The sequence below is a fragment of the Parabacteroides faecalis genome (genome assembly GCF_022809355.1).
GTDB lineage: Bacteria > Bacteroidota > Bacteroidia > Bacteroidales > Tannerellaceae > Parabacteroides > Parabacteroides faecalis.
The window spans coordinates 1-16584 of record NZ_JAKZMM010000068.1 but is presented as its reverse complement, the minus strand read 5'-3'; the positions used below and the strand labels follow the sequence as shown (position 1 = coordinate 16584).

The following is a 16584-nucleotide window of genomic DNA, read 5'->3' as shown; positions in this document are numbered from 1 at the left end:
TTTATCTTTGCAAAGGTAATATGTAAAGCCTTTTAGTAAGACTTATTTTATCTGTAGAGTTTTTTAGTAACGTATCAAAAAAGTGTAAAGTAAATTTAGGCATAGTCAATCCTCAGTTCCCAATTGACAAAAAGCCGGCGTATTTTTACAAATTCGCGCCGGCTTTTCATCAAAACACGCCAGCTTTTTTCTATTTTCTGCCTACCTTTTTTCCAACTTAGGATAATCATTTTATAGAACCATCCAACTAAAAAAAATTGAGATTGACAATTTGTGCATTAAATCAATAATTGTCAATTATTATTTATCTATTCGAAGACAAACCATTGTAAAATTCACCTAATCCATCTTCTACTACAACATATTGTTTAAAGACAAGACACTTTAAGCCCTCTAAATCATAAATAAATTTCAATTAAAGTTTGCACATGAGAAAAAATAGGCATAAATTGCACTCAAATTTAAAAAAACAACAAAACTCAACGGATATAGATTAAGCATATAAAAAATCCTCAACGTACAAAAAATACTATCAAATTTTACTTTTTATGAATGTTAATACAGTAACTCAACGAAGCAGAAATGCAATTTTAGTCGGCGCACTATGTTGTATTTCCCTACCGGCATTCGCTGTTTTTCCGGATGCAGAAAGTGCTGCACCTTTTGCCATCACGCAACAAACCAAATTATTAAAAGGTCAGGTGTTGGATCATAAGACAGGCGACCCTGTCATTGGAGCCAACGTGATCGTGAAAGGGACTACTAACGGAACCATCACGGATATGGATGGTTATTATGAACTCGAAGCACCGGCTGGAGCTACACTGCAGATTTCATATATCGGATACCAGACATTAGAAATCAGTGCCAATTCAGAAAATCTAACTGTAAAGCTGATGGAAGATTCTGAAACGCTGGATGAAGTTGTTATTGTGGGTTATGGTGTACAGAAAAAAGAGAGTCTGACCGGTTCTTTGCAAACATTGAAAGATGAAAAATTGAAAGACATCACCACGGCCAATGTTGAAAACATGCTGAACGGCAAGGTTTCGGGTGTTTATGTAGCACCGGGTTCCGGTCAGCCGGGTTCGAGCGGCGCCGTTGTGGTTCGTGGTAAAGCCACTTTGAGCGGTTCGACGGCTCCTCTGTGGGTTGTAGATGGTGTTATTGTGGGTAATGGTGCGGGTGCATTGAACCCGGCAGATATCGAAACCATGACCATCCTGAAAGATGCTGCCTCTACAGCTATTTACGGATCGGAAGGTGCCAACGGTGTAATCCTGGTAACGACCAGACAGGCCAAAAGCGGAGAAATGCGCATTAACGCTTCTGCCAAATTAGGTATCAGCACATTATATAACGGAAACCTGGAAATGATGAATGGAGCAGAGCTGTATGACTACTATGCTTCTTTCCAGAATGCAGATCAGATCAATTTCCCGCGCTGGAACTCTGACCTGCGTAATTCGAACTTCGACTGGTGGAATTTGGCGACACAGTCGGGCTTTACACAAGATTACAACGTATCTCTGTCGGGTGGTAGCGAGAAATACAATTCGTACTTCTCATTAGGTTACTACGATGAAGAGGGCGCTGTAAAAGGATATGACTATTCACGTTATACCTTCCGTTACCGCTCAACTTACAAGCCATTCGACTGGCTGACGATCAAACCGTCTATATCAGGAGCCATGATTGATACGTACGACGGACAATATTCGGTAAGTGCCATGTATTCTATGTTCCCGTGGGATAGTCCGTATGATGAAAACGGAGCACTCGTGCCAGACCGTTATCAAGGTTGGGTAAACAGTCAGCAGACGAACTACCTGAACGATTTGTCGTATGGTAATCATACAGACTATAAGACCTACGAATTCTTCGGCAACTTCGACTTTGATATCAAGATTACCGACTGGCTGACATTCCACTCGGTCAACAACTACAAATATCAGAATTATTACTACCATTCTTATTATGATCCGCGCAGTAACAGTGCTTCGGGTGTCAACGGACGTATTGATGAATACCAGAGCAACATGTCACGCCGTTACACCAACCAGTATTTGAGTTTCAACAAGCTGTTCGGCAAACACTCGGTTGACGCTATCCTGGCTTATGAGTTCAAAGATTACCAGGGAAAAGCTACCCAGGCTATCGGTACCGGTTTTGCCTCTGGTTTTGAAGTGCTCGACGTAGCAGCTCTTCCGGAAAAAGTAGGCGGCAGCCTGAATGAATGGGCAGTCCAGTCGTATTTCTTCCGTGCCAACTATTCATATGATAATAGATATGTAGCTGAATTGTCACTCCGTCGAGACGGAGCGTCCAACTTCGGTGATAATGCCAAATACGGTAACTTCTATTCAATCAGTGCCGGATGGAACATCAACCGTGAAAGCTGGTTCAAGGCAGACTGGGTAGATATATTGAAACTGCGTGCTTCTTACGGAACGATGGGTAACCGTCCGAGCGTACTCTATCCGCAGTACGACCTGTATTCGGTTTCAGCCAGCTACGACGGAATTCCGGCTACATTGATCAGCCAGGTAGGAAATAAAGACCTGACCTGGGAGCAGACTTCTACCTTAGGTATTGGTTTGGATGCAGCCATGTTCAACAACCGCCTGCGTTTCAACTTCGATTATTACAACAAATATACTACCGACGTTTTGTACCAGACTCCGGTTTCCGGTATCACTGGTGTAACCAGTCGCTGGCAGAACGTAGGAGAAATCAGCAACCGCGGTATTGAACTGAGCATCGGCGGAGACATCATCAACACAAAAGACTGGACCTGGAGCGTTGAAGCCAACCTCGGACACAATGTGAACACCGTAGAAAAACTGTATGGTAATGATCCGAACCTCGAAATTATCGGTGGTGGCGGTATCGGTATTGCCGGTGAAGCAGACAAGATCCTGAAAGTAGGCTACAGCAGTGATTCTTACTACATGATCGAATGGGCCGGTGTCAATCCAGACAACGGTGCTCCGCAATGGTACAAGACAGCTGAAGACGGCAGCCGCGTGAAAACAGAAAACTACTCGGAAGCCGACTATATCATTACGGAACCTTCTACTCCGAAGGTATTCGGCGGTTTCAGTACTTCGCTGAGATGGAAAAACATTGATTTGGCAGCCAACTTCGGTTATTCAATTGGTGGTAAGATCTACAACTATTCACGACAGGAATATGATTCAGACGGTGCCTATACAGACCGTAACCAGATGAAGCTGATGGACGGATGGAGCCGCTGGCAAAAACCGGGCGATATCGCAACACATCCGGTGGCTCTATACAACAACTCATCGAACTCCAACAAGGCTTCTACCCGCTATTTCGAAGACAATGACTTCCTGAAGCTGCGTTCATTGAACATCGGTTACAACCTGCAGTTGCCGGATTACCATATCCAGAACCTGCGCATCTTCTTCTCGGGAGAAAACTTGTTTACCGTTACCGGATATTCGGGTGTTGATCCGGAGCTGCCAGCCAGCAACGGAAGTGTAATCGGATCAGCCGGTCCTTCTGTTTATCCATCAACCCGTAAATTTATGTTTGGTCTTAACGTCACATTTTAATACTTGAATTATATGAAAAAGAATAATATAGCAAAAATCCTGTTAGCAACTTTAAGTTTCGGTCTGATGACGACTTCCTGCGATGTCGAACGTCTGCCGACCGGAAGTATGGCTTCAGAGGTCATTACCGGAGACCCGAATTCGTACCTCGATGCCATGGTTCGTGGTGCCTATGCCCAATTGAAAGACTGGTCTGACCCCATGCACCGACTGGGTGAATATGCCGGCGACAATATGATGATCCGTGGTTCTTCAACCGATGCTTTCTACGAATTTATCACTTATTCGCGTACGCCGAACAACTACCGTCTGCAGAACTTCTGGGATTACGGATACAAAGCCGTTGCCCAGGCTTCGAACACAATCAACATGGTAGCTGAAGGACAAAGCGAAGAAATAGACAGCAAATTGGGCGAATGTTACTACATCCGCGGTATGATGTATTTTTACTTGACCCGCGCTTTCTCACGTCCGTATTACCAGGCTCCCGATAAGAATTTAGGCGTGCCTATCGTAAACGGTACACCGGAAGATATGGAAAACCTGCAATTGCCGGACCGCTCGACAGTGGCTCAATGCTACCAGCAGGCCATCGGCGACTTGCGCAAAGCCGAAAAGATGCTGACAACCAACAACGGACCGGCGTATGCTTCGAAAGGAGCCGCTCAGGCGATGTTGTCACGTATTTACTTGTACATGAGTGGAACGTATGAGAATCCGAATACACAATATGCGGATTCAGCTGCTTATTATGCTTCGGAAGTGATCAACTCAGGCACATATTCACTGCTGCCTAGAAATGAATTCATGGTATATAACACGATTGTACCGGAAAACAACTCGGAATCCATCTTCGTGGTGAAGCGCGTGGCAACTGAGTTCTCCGGATACGACCATTATTACGGTATCGGCGGTATGTATGCTGTGATCGGCGGCATGGGCTGGGGCGAAATGTATGCCAGTGCCAAATACATCGACTTGCTGAACGAGACCGGACGAAACGACTGGCGTCCTGACAAGAAGAATATTGTGGATGCCCGTGCCAACTTCATCGAACCGCAATACGTAACTGATGCGAGCGGCAACTACACAGAAGTATTCCGTTTCATCAAGAATGTGTACGACCAGAGCGGTGCCCAGACCAACTACAATTATGTACAGGCCACATTAAACCGCAACGGCAGCCAGCTGACTTGTACGGAAACCATCGACGGAAAAGAGACGACCTACGCCTTGACTCCGGTCAACGAAGAGCAGGAAATCTATTCGATCAAGTATTCCGACGGCAATACTTACCAGGGTGTTATCGACTACCAGATGTCGCTGAACCGCGTTTATCCGATGTTCTACATCGTGAAATGTTCACGCGAAGGTGAAGACTCGCATCTGCATTCACCCATCATTTCCCGCTTGGGCGAAGTTTATCTGAACCGGGCTGAAGCCTATGCCAAGTTAGGACGTTACAGCGAAGCACTGAGCGACCTGAATTTAATCCGCGAACGCTCGATTCCGGGTGCAGGATACAAATCACTGGATGCCTCGAACGCTCATCAGCTGATTGACAAGGAACGCCAGCTGGAATTAGCTTACCAGGCAGAACGCAGCTTCGACGTTTATCGTAACGGCGACACGCTGACTCGTCATTATCCGGGTCCGCACAATGCGATGGAAGAAGTTTCTCCGGCTGATTACCGCGTAACTTATTACATTCCGCAGACGGCTATCAACTCTTATCCGAGTGGAAGTACCCTGACACAGAATCCGACCAGCAACGCAGGTGTTATCCTGAATTAATCGGAGTTCACATACATAAGAAAAGCCCGGCGGAACAAATCTGCCGGGCTTTTTATGTTAAGACAAGGAGCATACTGGAATATGCTACCCAGATAAATAGTTACAGTTCCAGACTCTTAACAGGCTGAAGTCCCATGCCTTTGGCTTTTTCTAAGAGGAAGTGGTAAGCGGCTTCGCGTTCGTTGGGAATGACACCGTCGAGAATGGCATTCTTGATGGCTTCTTTCAGAACACCTACCGGTCGAGACGGCTGCAGATTGAATAAATCCATTATTTCCTCGCCCTTAATCGGCGGCTGGAAATTGCGGACACGGTCTTTCTCTTCGATATCTGCCAGTTTAGAACGCACCAGCTGGAAGTTGGCCAGGAAACGGCGTACCTTCTCCGGATTCTTACTGGTGATGTCGGCTTCACAAAGCAACATCAGGTCTTCGATGTCGTCGCCTGCATCGAAAAGCAGACGGCGGATGGCCGAATCGGTCACTTCATCATCGCTCAAGGCAATCGGACGCATGTGCAAGCTCACCATCTTCTGTACATATTTCATCTTTTCGTTCATCGGAAGTTTCATTTTCCGGAAGATTTCCGGTATCATCTTCTCGCCGATGAAATTATGGTTGTGGAATGTCCAGCCCAGTCGCGGATCAAACCGCTTCGAACGAGGCTTGCCGATATCGTGGAAGATCGCGCTCCAACGCAGCCACAGGTTGTCGGTCGTCTTGCTCAAACGGTCGAGAACCATCAGCGTGTGGGCGAAATTGTCCTTATGCCCAATGCCTTCTTTCGTCTCTACTCCTTTCAGCGCACACAGTTCCGGGAAGATCAGCGGAAGCAAACCGCTTTTATCCAGTAAGTCGAAGCCTAAAGACGGTTTCGGCGACAATACAATCTTATTCAGCTCATCGACGATCCGTTCTTTGGAGATGATGGAAATCCGCTCCCGGTTACGGATAATCGCGTCGAATGTGTCGGGATCGATAAAGAAACCTAACTGGGAAGCAAAACGGACGGCGCGCATCATCCGAAGCGGGTCATCACTGAAGGTAACATCCGGATCAAGCGGCGTACGGATCGTCAGTTCATCCATATCTTCCAGTCCGCCAAAAGGATCAACCAGTTCACCATAACGGTCTTTATTCAAACACAAGGCCAAGGCATTGATCGTAAAGTCGCGGCGGTTCTGGTCGTCTTCAAGTGTTCCGTCTTCCACAATCGGCTTACGGCTGTCATGGCTGTACGATTCTTTGCGCGCACCGACGAACTCCAATTCCAAGTCACCGCACTTCACTTGTGCCGTACCGAAGTTCTTAAAGATAGAGAGATTCGCCCGACGGCCCAATTTTGCCGCCACACGCTTGGCCAGTTCGATTCCACTGCCTACTGCCACGATATCGATGTCTTTCGACGGACGGTTCAAGAATATATCCCGGACATAACCACCGATCACATACGCTTCAACCCCTAATTCGTCTGCCGCCTCCGAAACCAACCGGAAAGGCTTGGCAGAAATATGTTCTAACAATTCGTCATTGCTTATATACATGCTTATCCTTCTTCTGTTTCGGTAGCAAAATTAATGTATCTTTCCCGAAATGGCAAATTCGCGCCGGATGAGCCCGCAACACGTCTATTTATTTTCTACCTTTGCGGACAAAGAACAGTATAAATAACAAGGATATGAAAAAGTCGATTGCCTGTTTGATGCTTGCAACGGCCCTTGCCGGTTGCAACAATGCGGCCAAACAAGCCCAGGAACGTCTGGATAAAGCCCGCGCTTATTACGAGAACAACGAGTTATTCGCCGCCCGGTCGGAGATTGACAGTTTGCGGGCTAAGTTTCCGAAAGAGTTTGATGCCTTAAAAGGGGCTTTAACCCTGATGCGTGAAATCGACCTGAAGGAAGCCGAACGCAACATCGCCTATTGTGACAGTCTGATGCCGATCCGCCTGCATGAATCGGATTCACTGAAGGCAGGTTTCACTTTCGAGAAAGATACGCTATACGAAGAAATTGGGAACTATATCTGGCGGCAACAGACGATTGAGCGGAACGTTCAGCGGTGTTATGTCCGTTGTGGTGTGAACGAGAATGGCGAAATGTACCTGGCCAGTGTCTATTTCGGAGGGAAACCGATTGATCATACCAGTATCAAGGTGAGCACGCCCGACGGCCTTTTTGCTGAAACTGCTTCTATTCCCTACGACGGTGGCGTGAACTATCACTTCAAGGATATGGGTAACACAACGGAAGTCGTTACTTATAAAGCCGAAAAAGGGCAAGATGTCATCAAGTTCATCTACGACAATGCCGACAAACGTATCAAGATAGAATATCAGGGTGGCAAACCGTATGTCATCTATATGGCAGAAGCCGATAAGAAAGCTTTGGTGGCTACGTATAATCTGGCAACTGCCTTAAGCGATATTTACCAGATGACCCAGGAAAAGAGAAAGGCGCTGAAACGTATCGCTTACCTGAACCATCGCATGAATAAAGAAGCAGAATAACGGAAGAAAAATGAAACACGTAAAATGTATGTTGCTGGCAGGCCTGCTGTGCGGTCTGTTCGGTATGAAACTGTATGCACAGCAAGAGACCAGTAAAATAGACAGTGCCGAACTTAAGCTGAGACAGAATTACACCAAACGGGAAGTCATGATCCCGATGCGTGATGGTGTCAAGCTGTTCACTTCCATTTACGAACCGAAAGACCAGAGCGAGAAACATCCCATTCTGATGATGCGTACGCCTTATTCGTGTGAGCCTTACGGAGACAAGTTCGGTATCAAAGAGAATATTTATACGCAGAACCGGTATATTCTGGTTTATCAGGATATTCGCGGACGCCATAAAAGCGAAGGCGAATTTGTTCAGGTACGTCCGCTGAATAAGAACAAGAAGAGCAAAAAGGATATTGATGAAGCCACCGATACGTATGACACGATCGAATGGTTACTCAAACATACTTATAATAATGGGAACGCCGGAACTTGGGGTATCAGTTACGATGGCTTTCAGGCTACAATGACTGCTTCATCCAATCATCCGGCATTGAAAGCGGTTTCTCCGCAAGGTCCGGTAACAGACTGGTTCCGGGGCGATGACCGACATCATAACGGAGCTTTCACCTTCTTGCAGACCACCAACTTCCTGCCTTGGCTGGAAGGCCGCCATGCCGGAAAAGGAGTGATGAAAGAGATCGTAAAGAATGATGTGTATACCGATTTCCTCCGCCTGGGAACTTTCAAGGATGCTGATGCCTTGGTACAAGACACGACCGAAACACTCTGGAATCTGATCAAGAAACATCCCAACTTCGATGCTTTCTGGCAAGAACGCGATGCCCGCCAGTCTTGCTATAACCTAAAACCGGCCATGTTGGTCGTAGGTGGCTTGTTCGATAGTGAAGACTGTTATGGAGCCTGGAATACTTATAAGGCCATCAAAGAGCAGTCTCCCGAAACCGAACTCTATCTGGCCTTTGGTCCGTGGTGGCACGGAGCATGGACTCGTCCCGGCTTCGAAGGCTTCGGGAATATCTATTTCGGGAAAAGTACCTCGAAGTTCTATCGGGAAGAAATCGAATATCCGTTCTTCCGCTATTACCTGGAAGGAAAAGGAGAAAAACCGAAACACCATGTGAGTGTGTTCCATACCGGAAAGAATGAATGGGTATTTGCAGAAGAATGGCCGCTTCCGGAAATGCAGCCGACACCGTATTATATTCATGGCGACGGTTCTGTCTCTACCGAAGCTCCGGAAGAAAAGGAATCATTTACCGAATATGTATCGGATATGAGTAAACCAGTGCCTTATACCGGCAATCCAACACGATCTCGTACGTTGGAGTATATGCTCGACGACCAGCGTTTCGCTACAGCACGCCCGGATGTGATCTCGTTCATGACGCCGGTGCTGACTGATACGCTGACATTGGCTGGTCCGATTGAAGTCGAGTTGCAGACAGCTATCAGCAGTACGGATGCCGACTTTATGGTGAAAGTCATTGACGTCTTTCCGGAAAACTTCCAATATCCGAAAGAAGCGACCGACTACCTGAAGAACGGCCGTTATCCGATGAGCGGATATGAAATGCTGGTTCGTGGCGAATTGTTCCGCGGCCGTTTCCGCACCGGATTCGATAATCCGCAACCGTTTGAACCCAACCAAATCACGCCGGTTCATTATACCTTGTATGATGTAGCCCATACGTTCCTGCCAGGTCACCGGCTGATGATTCAGATCCAAAGTTCCTGGTTCCCGATCATCGACCGCAATCCGCAACGGTTCATTGATACCTATCATTGCTCGGTAGAAGACTTCGTGATGAAACAGAACATCCGTATTTATCACCAGCAGAATGCGGCTACCCGACTGATCCTGCCCGTCGTCAAATAAGGGAATTGATCTATAACATAAAACCCGTTAGTTTCGGATTCAAAAGTAACGAGAATCATAACCGAAACTAACGGGTTTCTTATTAGGAGGCAACGGCTTTCGATGCTCGCCGTCGTTTCATCTCCAGATAATGCCGGACCAATTGTTTCCGGCTGCGGATGATCTGATAACGGTAAACCAGACATGCCGTTATGAAATAAACACCTGCCTGAATCCATAACACCTGATATTCGTGAGCAACTTCGTTCAGGGTTGCTCCGGCAGTATTAATCCGGGCAAAACCTTGCACGCCCATCGTAGACGGGAAGATATAACCCAACGCCCGCCAGAACGGAGAGATCGAATACATCGGCCAGGAAATACCGGAGATGAACACCAGGATCACCGATGTAAAAACAAACAGGATCATCGGTTCCTCGCGGTTAGAAACGAATCCGGAAAGCGTCATCGAGAAGAAGATGCACGCAAACAGATAAGGCAGAATAAAGAGAATCAGATCCAACGGTTGCCCGATCTGCGGGAAGGCAAACAGGCGAGGCACGATGACCAATACCCAAGCACAAACTACCACATACAGGACAATGTATGTCAGACTCTTCCCTAATACGATACGCAAGGTTCCATGAAAATGCTTGGTAATCGGCACCAACGTATGGAAACGGTTCTTTTCCCGGGCCGTTCCTGCCGACATACCAATTCCCAATATCAAGGTTTGTTGAATCACCAAGATCAGAATGGCCGGCACCAGAAAGCTGGCGAATCCGTTTTGTGGGTTATACATCGAGATCGACTCCGAAGGAATCGGCTGCACAGCTATGGCCTGTAAGGCTTCAGTCGACTGCGGATGATTCCGAACGGTCCATTCCGAGCCCATCTCCAACGAGACTTCCGTTGCCGTCAGCAAGAAGGCTTTGTAGAACAACAAGGCACTCATATCGCTGTACAAGGAAACGGTTGTCTGCCGTCCCTGATGCAAATCCTTACTGAAAGCCGAAGGAATCGACAAGATACCGAAAGCTTCCTTCGAGTCCACCAGTCGGCGGGCTTCTTCCATCTCACCGACCACCTGCACGACATGTACTTCACTCGAAGCATCTACCCGACGGATAAATTCCCGGCTCAGCGGAGAATTACTTTGATCGACTACGACCATCTTCGCCTCATGTACGACTTCATTATTATATATGTACGCATATAAGACCGGATAGACCAGCGGCACCAGGAAGAAGAATATCATGATTCCTTCATCCCGAAATACCTGTTTCAGCTCGTCCTTCCAGATATAAAACATATCCTGAAAGCCTTCCTTGATAATATGACTTAATTTATGTTCTTCTTTCATCATCATCTCTCCATTAAGGAATGTATTTAAAATAGAGCAACGCCTTCTTCAGGTTCCGGCCTATCAGCAACGGCAGGATCAGAAAACCGAGTAACCAGACGTATTCACTCCAGGTATAGAACAGATCCCGGCCGTTCAGTGCCTGATCGACATAGATCAGGAAGTAATGCCGTAGCGGGAACAACCGCGCCAATGCCTGCAAGATCGGATCCATCGCCAATAACGGATAGGAAAAACCGACGATCGAGAAAGAGATCATCCCAAACAAACTGGCAAAACTCAAACCCAAACGCAAGGTCGGCAATACACCAATCATGAAAACACCCATTGCCTGCGAAGCGATAACCAAAAGGAAAATCGCTACCAACATCGGCAGCCAGCCACTATGTAGCGGAAAGGCGCTGAAACCATATAAGACAGCCATAAAAAGAAATCCTACCAATGTAAAGACGAGGGTTTGCGGAAGGATCTTTCCCAGCAGACTAACCACCAACGAGTTCTTCCCCATGGCCATCCATTTCCGTGCCGTACCGTTCTTCAGTTCCGTACCGATACTAAAAACCGTAATCAGGAAGATCATCAGCTGCAACACACCCGGAAGAATCGTATTGTTCAGGTAAACCGAATAGTTCAGCCACGGATTCCCGATGGCATGCGTATCTATTACAATGGGCTGCAACTGCCCCATAATCTCCGCTTCTGTCTTTCCTTTTGCCGTTCCAAGCTGTAAACCGACCGAACCGTTTGCCAACACCGAAACAGTTTTCATATCCCGGAACAGCAAAGAGGCAGCAATCAGATACGTATTGTTGGTATAATACGATAGCTTCGGCTGTTTTCCGGATGTGGCCTCTTTAGCAAAGTCTTCCGGAATATAGAAGATACCATATACATTCCCTTTCTGCATCTCCTGACGAGCCTCGGTAAACGAATGCGACAACATCACGACCTTCGTCTGTTCGAAGGCATCCAACTGACGGATCAAGGTACGCGACGTGGCTGAATTGTCCATATCCACGACAGCCACCGGCAGATTGGTCGGCAGACCTTCACGCATCAGGGAAAGGAAAAAGACCAGACAGATCAACGGAGCCACAATCATCCCGAACAGATAAACGGGCTGCGATGTCATCCGCCTCGTTTCCCTGCGGGCTATTTGTCCGATCCGATGTAATGATTCTTGTATTGTCATCTTCATTTCCCGTTGTTATGCTTCCATATCACCGACATGCCCGGACGCAAACCTTCTACCGGCTGTACCGGACGGGCACGGACTTCAAATGTCTTGGCATCATACTGACCGGTTGTTTTCGTAGCCTTCCAGGCAGCATACGTGCCCATATCCTTCATATAATATACTTTCAATGTAATCTCTTGGTTATCGAGAGCCGGCACAAAAGCCTTGACTTCATTTCCGACTTTCACCTGCGAAAGCAAGTCTTCGCGGATACTGAACGAAACCCACATGTCGGTCAGGTCGGCAATGTTCATAATCGGCGCACCCGTTCCTACCAACTCGCCTACTTCCGGGAAACGTTCGGAGATTTCTCCGTCAATCGGAGCGACCAGCGCACTCTCTTCCACATACGATTCCACCTCGGCTAAAGCACCGCTAGCCTGATTGACCAGGGCAGCCGCAGCCGCCTTATCTTCTTTGCGGGCTCCTTCTTTAGCCATTTCATATTGTGAACGGGCAGCTTTCTCGGTTGCCACCATCGCATTGTAGTTGGCTTCCGCCTCATCTTTCTTCTGGGCAGACATCACTCCTTTCTCATACAAGTTACGAACCCGGTCGTATGACTTCTTCGCGATTGTCAAACCGGCCTGTGCCTTTTGCCACATTTCATAGGCAGCCGTTACTTCCTGATCACGAGCTCCCTTCAAGGCTTTGGCATGCTGAGCTTCGGCAGCGGCTTTCACGGCTTCCACCTGCATCAGTTTGGCTTGTACTTCGGGTGTACTCAGAAAGACCAGCGTATCGCCAGCCTTTACCTGATCGCCCTCATTAAAACGATAGGAAGCAATTCGTCCGGGTACTTTACCAGATATACGAATCGTTGTTGCTTCGGCTTGTCCCATAATCACCTCATCGGGTGGTGTCAACAGGAAGAAGCCCGCCAGAGCCACCAAACCAACTGCTACCAATACGGCAATGAATGCCAACATCATATTATTGACCGAATATTTTTTCTTATTATCACTCATGACTATTTACGTTTTTAGTTTTTTCTTCTCTTATTTGTTTTCCTGTAAATCAACTCCCAAGGCTTTGTTCAGATACACTTGCGTCAGTTTCATGTCGATCTGTGCGTCGATCAGTGTCGAACGTGCCGAGAACCACGCTGTCTGTGCCGCCATCAGATTCAAGGCCGGAATTACGCCTTCTTCAAATCCCAGGTTGGCACTGCGCAGGTTTTCTTCGGCATTCTCCATATTTCGGTTCGAAGCCGCCAACTTCTTGCTCGCTTCATTCACCTTATAAACCGACTGATTCACCTGGAGTTCGATTTTCTCGCGGGCATCTTCCCATTCCAGTTGTCTGATCCGTGTTTCCGCCCGTGCGGCGTTTCGTTTATAACTGCCTTCCCACCAGCCGGTGATCGGTACACGGACAATAACACCCAGATTAAACATACCGGCAAAGTCGTTCTTGAAACCATTAAACAAATTCGGGTTGGTCACAAAGTAATTGGCTGAGAAAGCCACCGTAGGCAACAGGTCTGCCAATACAATCCGTTCTTTCTTCTTATAAATCTTCGATGCCAAATCCAGGCTCTTCAGTTCATTCCGGTTCATGAATGCCTGATTCACATCCACAGAAGTCGTACGTTCTTCCACCGGGAAATTATCCAACTGCTCGTCTGCCAAAGTCAGCGTGTCTGTCAAAGGCAAGCCACACAACTGTGCCAACAGCATCCTCGACAAAGCCAAGCCGTTGTTTACCTTCGTCTGTGCCATTTCTGCCTCATTCAGTTTCACCTTGACCGACAAACCATCGGCTTGAGTAGCCACACCTTCGGCAATCAGGGCTGCCATATCCTCGTCCGTCTTCCGGAGCAGTTCCACGTAAGCATCCGCCAGTTTCTTCTTGTTCACCAACGAAACCACCTGCCAGTACGTTTCATCCGTCTTATACAGCAAATCCTGTAACTTCTGATCGTTCATCGACATAGCAAGTTCTTTGGCATACGCCGTAATCTGATTGTAGGTAACAATCTTTCCACCCATAAAAACGGGTTGCACCAAGGCTACATTCCCGACCCACACATTCTGAATATCCAGATGCTGAAGGTCATTGATGGCACCCACCGTTTGCTGCACCACCGGCAATTGGGCCAAACCACCCAACGAAGAAGCCAGCGAACTCGACAACTGCCCCATATCCAGCAGATTCAGGTCCTTCTGATTCCACATATAAGCACCATTGGCCGAAATCTGAGGGAAATACTTGGTCAGCGCCGCCTTCTTTTCATAATCGGCCATCCGTATCTTCTCCTCGGCAATCCGCAGTTCTTTGTTGTTCTTCACCGCCAGATCCCGGCATTCCTGCAACGACAGGGTCTGCTGGGCGGAAACCATCTTTCCAAATAGCAGCAACAACACACCGCACAAAACGCTTTTTCTCATTTCTATCTGTTTTTATCTTTCTTTTCTAACCTATATAAATATAACAATGCACAAAGGTAGAGGTTTTAGAAATGAGTATAAATTGAATTAATTCAATTAAGTACGGATAAAGGTACGGATAAAGCTGTATCTTTAATAAGTTTAGACTTTCCGATTCATCTGCGTCCATAAATGACGACAATGGACTGGAGTTTTTCTCTTTACAAGGCATTATATAAGTCTATAATATCTGTAAATTCCATGCTGCATAAATATATCTTTCTCTAAGATAATCTTCCTAAAGTATATTTCATAATATCAGAGTTTAGTTTTTACAGTAAAGTTGAAAATACTTTTGTTTTCATAAGTGATGAATATTATTCAGAAAGTTGTGACTTATGTAAATAGTTACCTTCTCCTCACTTAAACGTCAAGATCCGGACAACCTGATTGTCGTCTTCCAATAAATTCTTGGCTACTTCGTTTCCATTACCCTTCAAGCGTTTCTTTTGATAGGCTTCCAGCATGGCAGGAGCAGAAACAAACTCGGCAGACTTATTCTTGGCTATGGCAATATTAGAGCCTCCATTCCAAGTGCCAGGACCTCGAAAAGTATAATTCAGTTCTGTATCCAAAATTTCCCAATCTTTTACTTCTCCCGTTTTAAATTCATACGCCCAAATGTATACTTTTCCGCCTGTTCTATTAAAATCAATGAGAAATGTACCAAAAAGCATAAAACGATCTGTTGTAAATATCGGTGTCCATATGTTTCTGGGCTCCGAAGCAAAAACAGAAGGTTTGCGTGCAAATATAGGTGTCAACTTCTTATTGGCTGAAAGTTGATATAGTGTATCACATGAAATATCCATAATCATAAAATCTGATCCGTAATGCATATTGTGCGGATAATAAAATTGAAATGGGTACCAACCATTCTCTTCTTGCCGGGCAATTGCATTGGAATTTCTTTTGGGGAAATGTAATTTTAGAGTAGAAAGCGTACTGCCATCCTTTTTAGATACGAAGCGATAAGGCGTTTGAACCGTTTGTTTTTCCCGCCCCGGTTCTATAACTACATCATCATAAATAAGTAAGGATTCATCATCATAATTAAAGATTTTCATATTATGATCAAAACAATTAATCTTCAGTGTTCGCTTATATTTCCCTTCCAATGAATAGACTTGGATAAATTGGGAACAAACATAGATTTCTTCCGCTTTCTCATCCAAGATCGTTCCATTCTTGATCCAGGTATATTCCATTCCGCTTCCTCCTTTATGGTTAAAATGAGATTTCAATTTCCCGGTGTGTCGGTCGAACAAGTAAATATCTCCTAATTGGCCTTCATGAACTAGGACATATTTGTCGCCAACCGCCGAAAGTGCAGCATTTCCACTTAATAGAATATCATCTGTTGTTTCCAACGGAACATATTCTACCGTAGCGATATCTTGTAAAGACATCTTTTCTACTGGATATTTTTTAGATACATCAACTACCGGCAAACTACCAGACTGTGATTGCATTCCTTGGCTTCCTGCCAACAGAAGCATACAAACGAGGAAAAATACTTTTGTTTTCATAAGCGTGTCATTTTGATATTTCACTTCTTCGGCTTCACCAACATAATCACCCGGTTATCATCTTCACCCAATTTTGCAGCGATATCCTTTAGCTTGCCTTTCAACTTTCCTTCTTTATAATCTTTGCAGAGATCGAAAGCATCAATTGTAGCCCATAATTCGCCTTTGGCATTTATAGGAGTGAACATAACCATATATAATTCCCTTTTATAGGAATAATCGCCATTGTATATGATGTAACTGAAAAAATCCTTTTCCTGGGTATCATACATA

General features: G+C 46.0%; 10 protein-coding genes and 1 pseudogene. 4 read left to right on the top strand and 7 right to left on the bottom strand.

Annotated elements, in window-relative coordinates; genetic code table 11:
* The first annotated feature begins 548 nt into the window (after nucleotides 1-548).
* The gene (locus MUN53_RS17030) at nucleotides 549-3581 is read left to right on the top strand and encodes a SusC/RagA family TonB-linked outer membrane protein (RefSeq protein WP_243326594.1); all 3033 of its coding nucleotides are present in this window, start codon (nucleotides 549-551) and stop codon (nucleotides 3579-3581) included.
* Nucleotides 3582-3593: 12 nt separating this feature from the next.
* Nucleotides 3594-5375, top strand: a complete 1782-nt coding sequence (locus MUN53_RS17025) for a RagB/SusD family nutrient uptake outer membrane protein (RefSeq protein ID WP_243326593.1) — start codon at nucleotides 3594-3596, stop codon at nucleotides 5373-5375.
* A 100-nt stretch (nucleotides 5376-5475) separates the two neighbouring features.
* Here the strand turns inward: MUN53_RS17025 and MUN53_RS17020 are convergent, their stop codons facing one another.
* Nucleotides 5476-6918, bottom strand: coding sequence for a CCA tRNA nucleotidyltransferase (locus MUN53_RS17020; RefSeq protein WP_243326592.1), 1443 nt, complete (start codon nucleotides 6916-6918; stop codon nucleotides 5476-5478).
* Nucleotides 6919-7052: 134 nt separating this feature from the next.
* On the opposite strand from MUN53_RS17020, the gene MUN53_RS17015 reads away from it, so the two are divergent.
* The gene (locus tag MUN53_RS17015; RefSeq protein WP_243326591.1) at nucleotides 7053-7883 is read left to right on the top strand and encodes a hypothetical protein; all 831 of its coding nucleotides are present in this window, start codon (nucleotides 7053-7055) and stop codon (nucleotides 7881-7883) included.
* Between the two features lie 64 nt (nucleotides 7884-7947).
* On the top strand, nucleotides 7948-9774 hold the full coding sequence (locus MUN53_RS17010; protein ID WP_394803103.1) for a CocE/NonD family hydrolase: 1827 nt from the start codon (nucleotides 7948-7950) through the stop codon (nucleotides 9772-9774).
* A gap of 82 nt (nucleotides 9775-9856) precedes the next feature.
* Here MUN53_RS17010 and MUN53_RS17005 read toward each other — a convergent pair whose 3' ends face one another.
* The 6 genes and pseudogenes from MUN53_RS17005 to MUN53_RS16980 form a co-directional block, all read right to left on the bottom strand.
* Nucleotides 9857-11116, bottom strand: coding sequence for an ABC transporter permease (locus MUN53_RS17005; protein WP_243326595.1), 1260 nt, complete (start codon nucleotides 11114-11116; stop codon nucleotides 9857-9859).
* Nucleotides 11117-11129: 13 nt separating this feature from the next.
* Complete coding sequence (locus MUN53_RS17000; protein WP_243326589.1) at nucleotides 11130-12308, bottom strand: ABC transporter permease; 1179 nt, start codon at nucleotides 12306-12308, stop codon at nucleotides 11130-11132.
* Between the two features lie 2 nt (nucleotides 12309-12310).
* Nucleotides 12311-13321 carry an HlyD family secretion protein gene (locus MUN53_RS16995; protein WP_243326588.1) on the bottom strand — a complete coding sequence of 337 codons (1011 nt, stop codon included), beginning with the start codon at nucleotides 13319-13321 and terminating at the stop codon, nucleotides 12311-12313.
* Nucleotides 13322-13351: 30 nt separating this feature from the next.
* Entirely contained in the window at nucleotides 13352-14743 is a 1392-nt protein-coding gene (locus MUN53_RS16990; RefSeq protein ID WP_243326587.1) for a TolC family protein, read from the bottom strand.
* A gap of 398 nt (nucleotides 14744-15141) precedes the next feature.
* Nucleotides 15142-16311 carry a 6-bladed beta-propeller gene (locus MUN53_RS16985; RefSeq protein WP_243326586.1) on the bottom strand — a complete coding sequence of 390 codons (1170 nt, stop codon included), beginning with the start codon at nucleotides 16309-16311 and terminating at the stop codon, nucleotides 15142-15144.
* Between the two features lie 20 nt (nucleotides 16312-16331).
* Nucleotides 16332-16584, bottom strand: a pseudogene (locus MUN53_RS16980) (6-bladed beta-propeller); the annotation flags it as partial.